The organism is Ramlibacter sp. (assembly GCF_028291745.1).
GTDB lineage: Bacteria > Pseudomonadota > Gammaproteobacteria > Burkholderiales > Burkholderiaceae_C > Ramlibacter.
Genome location: NZ_JAQGNQ010000011.1, coordinates 24296 through 32537, shown reverse-complemented (window position 1 = coordinate 32537; position 8242 = coordinate 24296). Strand labels below are relative to the sequence as shown.

Sequence of the window (8242 nt, the reverse complement as noted above, 5' to 3'; positions counted from 1 at the left end):
CGCGCCCGATCCGGGCAGGCCGAGCGTGCCGCTGGCCGGCAGCGTGCGCGCGTCGCTGGTCGCCGCCGGCGCCGTCGCGGACAGCAGCACGCCAACCGCCTGCGCGATTTCCGAGGTCTGGCCCAGGGCCTTGCGGCGGGCGGCGATCTGCTGGCGCACGCCGGCATCGCATTCGGCGACAGCGAAGTCCGCCTTGTGCAGTTCGCCGTTGGTGAGGTCGACGAAGCGGCTGCCGGCGTCCATCGCATTGCGGTTGTTCAGCACGACGAGCGAAGCGCCGGCGGGCAGCGTCGTGCGATCGAGCTTGGCCACGTGGGTGCGCGGCGTCAGGCCGTACAGGCTGTACTTGCCCTCTTCGTCGGTCACCGCATAGGTGCCGTCCTCGAGGTAGATGCGCACGCCGGGCAGGCCTGGCTCGTCGCCCGCTTGCACGCCGTCGCGATTGCAGTCGGCGAACACCTTGCCGATCACGTAGGCGTCTCCCGAGAACACCCCGCCCGTCACCTGCACGCGCGCCGTGGCGCGGTTGGACGCGACGCCGCCGGCAATCGCCTGCGCGGTGTTGATGCCGTTGCCGCCCTGGCTGCTGGCGCCGACGCGCACGCGGTACGTGAGGGTCGGCTTGGCAGCGGCCGCGACCGTGCCGATCGCGAAGACCAGCTGCGGGCCCGCGCCGCCGGAGGGATCCGCCAGCGTGGCGCCCTCGAGGCGGGCGCTGCCGCGCACATACGTGAAGCCCGCGGGCAGGACGTCGTGCACTTCCATGCCGGACAGCGGCACGACCAGCGCGTTGTTCACCTTGATCGTGTAGTCGACCACGTCGCCCACTTCGGCCGTCGTCCGGCTGGCGGTCTTCTGCACCAGCAGGCCGGTGCTGCCGCCGGTATCGAGGGGCACGTCGAACCGCACCGCGCCGCTGGCGACGCTGAAGCTGCCGCCGAAGGAACCGGGGGTGTCGATCAGGCGGCCGGCCGGCTGCAGCGCCGCGGGCAGCTTCGAGGGAAACACGAAACCCGAGGGCGGCGTGACGCGGATCTGGTACGTGCCGGGCTGCACCAGCGGGAACAGATAGACGCCGTCGGCGCCGGTGACCAGCTTCGACGGCGCGCTCGTCGCGCCATCGAGCTGCAGCACGGAGGCGGCGCCGCCGGCGTGGCCGCCGTTGCCCGCGCCGGTCATGTCGATCAGTTCCACCGTGGCGCCGGCGAGGGGCAGGTTGCTGCGGCTGTCGTACACCACGCCGCTCGGGTCGATCAGCAAGGTCGTCGTCGCCGAGGCGGACACGCTGCCGCAGCCGGTGATGCTGGCGGTCACCAGGTCGTTGCGCAGCACTTCGAGCACGCCGTCGCCCGAAGCCACCACGTGGCTGGCGCCGTTGGCGGTCGGCACATCGGGCTGGATGCGGAACAGGCCCGTGTTGGGACCGGTCTCGACGCCCACGAAGGTCTCGACGTCGCCGGTGAGCTGGCTGACGACGGTGACCGGCACCGTGTCCACCCGCACCGGGTCGGCGTTGCACAGGGCTGCATCGGCCTGCACGAACAGCGGCTGGCCCGGTGAGGTCTGGCCCGCGACGGTGCTGTAGTTGTTGCCGGTGAAGAAGCCGATCTGCGCCGGGCGCGCCGGCAGCGGCAGGACCACCGTGTTGCTGGTGGCCAGCAGCAGCGCGCCCTGGTCGGACCAGTCTGCGTAAGCGGTGTCCGAGATGCTGCCCGCGGCGTTGCCGCCGACCAGCACGCGGAACTCCCCCTGCAGGCTGCCGCCGGCCGGCAGCTCGGACATCGCCCAGGCGACCGCGTCGACCGCCGCGCCTGCCGGCACCGTGGTGACGAAGCTGCCGGCCGCGGCCGTCGCCAGGTGGAACAGCCGGCGCGAGCTCACGTTGGTGGAGGTGCCCGCCCAGTCGAAGTTGGCGTTGGCCGGCATCGGCACCCGCAGCACGAAGGCGTTGGTGGGCGCGCCGTCGATCGAGATCGCCATCGCGCCACCGGGGGCGCTGCCGCTGTTGACCGCGACGGCCGTCCAGGTCACGGGCTGTGCGGGCGTGGCGGCCGCGACCGAGGCCGACAGCACCACCTGCACCGCGGGGCCGGCGGTGAGCGTGAGGTTGTCGGTGTCGCTGGCGCGCGCGCCCTGCGCCACGCTGACCGCGGTGATCACCAGCTGCGCGCGCTCGCCCGCCGCGCCGGTGCGCGGGACCTGGCCGGTGAGCAGCAGGTGCACGCGGGCGCCGACCGCGAGGTCGATGCCCGAGGCGGGCACCACCGGCTCGCCCGCTTCCACGGTGCCATTGCCGTTGAGGTCCTGCACCACCTGCAGGTTGGCCGGGGCGAAGCCGGCGCCGGTCAGCACGCTGGCCGTGATCTTGAAAGTGCTATCGGTGTTGCCCGTGTTGGTCAGGGTGTGGCTGACCGCGAACGGCGCGCCGATGGCGACCAGCAGGTTCTGGTTGCTCGCAAGCGTGAGGGCCTCGAGCGCGTTGACCCGGGTGTTGACCGTGTCGGACGTCAGGCGCACCGACAGCCGCGTGGTGCTGTCGACGAAAGTAGCGTAGGCCGTGTTGCTGATCACCACCCCGACCGCCGGCGCGGCCTGGCCTGCTGCCGACCAGAGCAGCAGCAGGCAGCAGACCAGCAGCTTCCTGAGCGGGGCCATGGGATGGAGGGGGGGGTGGGAGGGGGCGGCGGACGGACGCTTGGCAGCGCTTTCGGCAGGCCGCGGCGGGCGGCCTCCCGGAAGCGGGGGGAAGGCGCGTGCCCTCCCCCGCTGCGTCGTCGCTGTTACGGAGTGATCTTCACTCCGAAGGTGATGACCGCCGACTGGCCGGCCGCCAGCGTGCCGCCGGCGGTGGTCGTCGCACCGGTGCCGATGTAGGCGGTGATCGTGCCGGCCGCGCCCAGCGCGGGACCGGCGATCTTGCCCGGAGAGGCGGTGGTGGCCGCGGTGCTGACTGTCGTGTAGCTGGGGGTCGCGTCCGACACCACCACGTTGGTCGCATCGGCAGCGCCGACGTTGGTCACGGTGATCTGGTACAGCACGCAGGCACCCGGCTTGGCGTTCAGGTTGCCCTGGCCGTAGGCGAACGTGGCATCCACGTTACCGTCGCAATCGGCATCGGGGGCCTGCAGCTTGATCAGCGTGAGGTTGCCGGCGATGACGGTCGTGCTGTCGGTCGCCACGGCGGGAGCCGGAGCGGTGGTCACGTAGGTGCCGTTGACGGTGTTCACCGTGATGGTGGTCACGTTGATCGTTCCGGCCGAGGCGCCGCTGGGTGCGATCACCTTGTTGAACACGGTGATCGAGCCGCCCTGGGCCAGGCCGCCGGCGCCGAGCGCCGCGTTGAGGCTGCCGGAGATCAGCGTGTCGCCGGCGTCGAGCACGCCATTGCCGTTGCTGTCGACGTAGAACGTCGAGGTCCAGCCGGAGCCGCTGTTGCCCTCGGTCGGGGTCAGCGTGCTCAGCGCGCCGCCTTCGGCCACGTTGCCGTTGTTGGTCAGCGTGTGGGTGTAGACGTACGAGCCGCCCGGGTAGGTCTGGCCAGCGCCGTTGGGCGTGATGCTGAGCGAGCGCACCGCGTTCACGGTGACGGCGTCGTGCAGTGCGTCGACCGCGGTCGAGGTCGGCGAGAGCGAGCGGAAGTACAGGTCGGTCGTGCCGGCCGTGTAGCCCGCCGGCACGGTCACCACCGCGCAGATCGTGACGAAGCCGTTGGCCGGCACGTTCCCCGTGTTCGTGATGGTCGCGCCGGTGGAGGCGCAGGTGCCTGCGCCGCCGTCGGCCTTGAAGTCCACCGTCCAGCCGGCGGGCAGCGTGACACTGGAGAAGGTGGACACCGTGCTGGCCGCCATGTTGTAGGTGTCAGGCGAGTTGCCGGTGTTCTTCACGACCAGGGTGATGACGGTCGCGGTGCCCGGGTTGGTGGTCTTGGTCACCTGCGCAGCCGCTTCCGGCCCGATGCCGATGCCGGCGCCGGTGGCGGCACTGGTGTTCGCCAGGTCCACGTTGGCGAGAGTGATCAGGGTCAGGGTGTCGGTTGCCGTGGCCTTCTTGGTAGCGTCCAGGAAGGAGGTTGCCGTCTTGTCGATCGAGAACGGGCCCGTGCTGCTGGCGCTCGGAGGCAGCGTCGCCTTGACGATCACGTTGTAGCTCGCACCGGCAGCCAGCGGACCGGTGTCGACCGTGCCGTCGCCGTTGGTATCCACCAGCGGCGTGTTGCCGTCGCTCTTGTACAGCTGGAAGGTGGTTCCGGCCGGGTAGGTGTTGGTCGCCGCGAAGGTGACGTTGAACGTGTCCGTTCCGTTGCCGGTGTTGGTCACCACGTTGGTGAAGCTCACCGTCGTACCAGGCGCGGCCGGGCCGGGCAGGGTGGCGCCGGTCAGGCTCACGCTGGCCGTCTGCGTCACCGTGAAGGGCACGGTGTTGGAGAAGCCGGTGACCGTCGCCACGCCGTTGTTGTACGAGGTGGTCGCCGTGTTGTTCAGCGTGCCGGGCGCGGTGCCGCCGCCGACGGTCACGTCGAAGGTGATGTAGCCGGACTGGCCCGCAGCCACCTTGGCGAGCGTCGCCACGAAGGTCTTGCTGGCGCTGGTGTAGGTCGAGGTCAGCGTGTTGGGCGAGGTGCCCACGGAGCCGCCGGCGTCGCTCAGCCCGGTCACCCCGGTGACGCTCCAGCGCGCCGAGCCGGCGACATAGGTCATTCCGCTGGGGACGATGTCGCTGATGGCCAGGGCGGTCGCATCGCTGTTACCCGTGTTGGTATAGGTCAGCTTGTAGGTGAACGGACCGGAGCCGGGGGCGCCGCTCGCGACGCTGATCGACTTGGTCAGCGTGACCACGGCATTGCTGGTCACCGTGGTGGTGTCCGCATTGCTGGCGGTCTTGGTGCCATCGCCGAGGCTGGTCGCCGTGGCGGTGACCACGTTGGTCTGGGCCGAGGTCGCCGTGGCAGGCACCGTGCCGGTCACGATGAACTTGAAGCTCGAGCCCGAAGCCACCGGACCGCTCGACGTGATCGCCGCACCAGTGGGTTGACCGCTGCCGTTGTCGGCAAAGATCTGCACGCTGGTCATCGTGAACGCCGTCGCGGCACTCACGGCCGCCAGGTTGAACGTGTCCGTGCCGTTGCCGGTGTTGGTCAACGTGTGCGGGTAGTACACGACGCTGCCCGGGGTCGCGTTCTGGGCGCCGGGAGCGGAGAGCGTCAGGCTGTACACCTGCGTGACGGTGGTCTGCACCAGGTTCGAAGTCACGGTCCGCGGCATGCCCGAAGCGTCGGAGTAGGTCGCCGACGCCTGGTTGCTGATCGACGTGCCGGCGGGCGGCGGTGCCGCGTGCGCGGGCCGGGCTATCCAGACCAGCAGGAAGGCAATGAAAAGTCCCGCTAACCCGCGGGTGAGGAGATGCCACGGCGACAATTGCCGTGGGCTCGGGTGCGAGACATTCATGGAGTTCCCTCTTTCTGGTTATGGACGCGGTGAAACGGACGCTTGCGCCGTTTGGTTCAAGGACGGGTGGTCGCTGCCGCGGCCACGGTGGAATCGATCTGGACGCGGAGCTTCACGACCGCATCGGCGCCGGGCAGCAGCGTGCCGAGCTCCCAGCGGACATAGCGGTAGTCGGCCAGCGGCACCGCCTCGTCGCGCACGGTGCCGTCAGGCTGGCGGACGCTGCGGGTGAGCGGCAAGGGGCCGAAATGCAGGCCGTCGATCGACGCCTGCGCGCGGGCGGGCGCGGTGCTGCCGGCAACGAAGGTGGTGCCCACGGGCACCGGAATCGTGGCGACCAGCTTCTCGACGCCCTTGGCGCCGACGTTGTGGTACAGCCCGCTGTACTCGACCAGGTCACCCGGCTTGCCGGCTTCGGCGGTAGCCAGCACGGACTTGCCGCCGACCACGTCGACGCGTTGGGCCACGAGTTTCGAGGTCACCGCGGGGGTCTGGGCAAGTGCCGCCTGCGCCAGGAGCAGCCCGGCAGCCAGGAGGCAGGAATTCAGCAGTGTTTTCATGAGCATTGACTCGGTTTCACGGACAGGGGGCATGCGGGCCCGGTGGGCGCCACGGAAGACGCTGCGTGGTCTGGCCGTGGTTCTGGCCGCGAACCTGGGAGAGACGGGCTGGGGGAAATTCCCCGAGCCGGTCGGCAAATCACCTAGGAAGGTGGTCAGCCCATGTTCTACGGACCGGCAGAATGTAAGCAGACATTACAAAACTGCCAGCCGCAGGGTCAGGAAGGACTAAGGAATCCCCTTAAGGGTCCTGAAACGACCGTCCGTCCGTCGAAAAAAGGGGACGGCGGCGTCAGCTTCGCAAAAGCAGGCATGGAGATTGCCCTCAGCGGCGTGCGAGGCAAAAGAAAAGGCCCGCAGCTCTTGCGAGCGTGCGGGCCTGGGGTGGCCTGGACAGCGGCGGCGCGCCGCCGCGGTACGGTCAGTGACTCAGAACGGGATGTCGTCGTCCATGTCGTCGAAGCCGCTGGCCGGCTTCGATGGGGCGGGGCGCGAAGTTGCCGGAGCGGGCGGTCGGCTCGGCGGCGCCGCACGGCGCGGGGCGCTGTCGTAGCCGCCATCGTCCTCGCCGGCCGGGTTGCCCATGCCCTCGCGCTTGCCCAGCATCTTCATTTCGTCGGCGCGGATTTCGGTGGTGAACTTCTCGACGCCGTCCTTGTCGGTCCACTTGCGGGTGCGCAGGCTGCCTTCGACATACACCTGCGAGCCCTTGCGCAGGTACTCGCCGGCGATCTCGGCCAGGCGGCCGTTGAACACCACACGGTGCCACTCGGTCGCTTCCTTCATCTCGCCGGAGGTCTTGTCCTTCCAGCGGTCCGTGGTGGCGATGGTGACGTTGGCCACGCGGTCGCCGCTGGGAAACGAGCGCATCTCGGGATCGCGTCCGAGGTTGCCGACGATGATGACTTTGTTGACGGATGCCATGCGATTCCTCTGAAGTTGGATCGATTATCCCTGCGCGGCTCGCGCTTCGTCAGCCAGCAGTTCCTCTGCCGAATGCCGCGCCCGTGGGGCCCGCATGGGCCAGGCGGCGACCAGCCACACGAGCAGGAGAACGGCGTTGACTCCGAACAGGCCTGCCCAGCCAACGTTCTTGGCGAGCGCACCGCCGACCGCGCCGCCGGCAAAAAGTCCCAGGGATTGCAGGGTGTTGTACACCCCGAGCGCGGCTCCGCGCGAGTGCGCCGGCGCCAGCCGCGAGGCCAGGCTGGGCTGGGTGGCTTCCAGGATGTTGAAGCCGCAGAAAAAGAAGAACAGCAGGACACCCAGCACCGGCAGGCCGGGATGGAAGGACGCTGCCAGCAAGCCGAGTTGCACCAGCAGCACGATCCCGATCGCGCTCAGGAAAACCGCACGCAGGTAGCCGCGCCGCTCCAGCGCGAACATGCCGCCCATGACGATCACGGAGGCCACCACGGCGGGCAGGTAGACCTGCCAGTGCCGGTCCTTGGACAAGCCGGACTGCACCAGCAGTGCCGGCAGCGCGACCCACATGGAGAGCTGCACCGCGTGCAGCACGAACACGCCGACGTCCAGCCGCAGCAGAGGCGCGTGATTGAGCACCTCGGCCAGGCTGCCGCGCGGGCCGCTGTTCTTCTGCGCGGGCGCAGGCGGGGTCCACCACAGCACGACGGCAATGCAGCCCAGCGCCAGCAGTCCGGTCACCGTGAACAGGCCGCGCAGGCCGATGTGCGCCGCCAGCACCGGGGCGATGACCAGCGACACGGCGAACATCAGGCCGATGCTGGCGCCGATCAGCGCCATGGCCTTGGTGCGCACGCTGTCGCGCGTCTGGTCGGCGAGCAAGGCAGTGACGGCCGCCGAGACCGCACCTGCGCCTTGCAGGGCGCGACCCGCCACCAGCCAGATCAGCGAGGGCGCCGCAGCCGCCAGGAAACTGCCGGCCGCGAACACCAGCAGCCCGAGGACGATCACCCGCTTGCGTCCGAAGCGGTCCGACGCCAAGCCGTAGGGGATCTGCAGCAGGCCCTGGGTGAGGCCGTAGATGCCCATGGCCATGCCGACCCAGGCCGGGTCACTGCCGCCGGGGTAGCGTGCTGCCTCCAGGGCGAAGACCGGCAACACCAGGAAGAGCCCCAGCATGCGGGCGGCGAAGATGAGCGCGAGCGAGCCGCTGGCGCGGCGCTCGGCCGGCGTCATCTGGCTGGAGCCGGCGGCTGCGGGAGATGGGTTCACGGATGGGGAAAGCTGCTGAAGCCAGGCGGCACAGCCGCCCGG

General features: G+C 69.8%; 4 protein-coding genes and 1 pseudogene. All 5 read right to left on the bottom strand.

The genetic code is table 11. The annotated features are described in order from the left end of the window. Nucleotides 1–2655 (bottom strand): annotated as a pseudogene (locus JWP60_RS01935) (hypothetical protein); the annotation flags it as partial. 125 nt (nt 2656–2780) lie between these two features. Beyond that, on the bottom strand, nt 2781–5444 hold the full coding sequence (locus tag JWP60_RS01930; protein WP_299785851.1) for a hypothetical protein: 2664 nt from the start codon (nt 5442–5444) through the stop codon (nt 2781–2783). A 56-nt stretch (nt 5445–5500) separates the two neighbouring features. Next, entirely contained in the window at nt 5501–6004 is a 504-nt protein-coding gene (locus tag JWP60_RS01925) for a hypothetical protein (RefSeq protein WP_299785849.1), read from the bottom strand. Nucleotides 6005–6433: 429 nt separating this feature from the next. Next, entirely contained in the window at nt 6434–6928 is a 495-nt protein-coding gene (ssb, locus tag JWP60_RS01920; protein ID WP_299785847.1) for a single-stranded DNA-binding protein, read from the bottom strand. A gap of 24 nt (nt 6929–6952) precedes the next feature. After that, nucleotides 6953–8164 (bottom strand): MFS transporter, encoded by a 1212-nt coding sequence (locus JWP60_RS01915; RefSeq protein ID WP_299785855.1) that lies wholly within the window; start codon nt 8162–8164, stop codon nt 6953–6955. Nucleotides 8165–8242 lie beyond the last annotated feature (78 nt).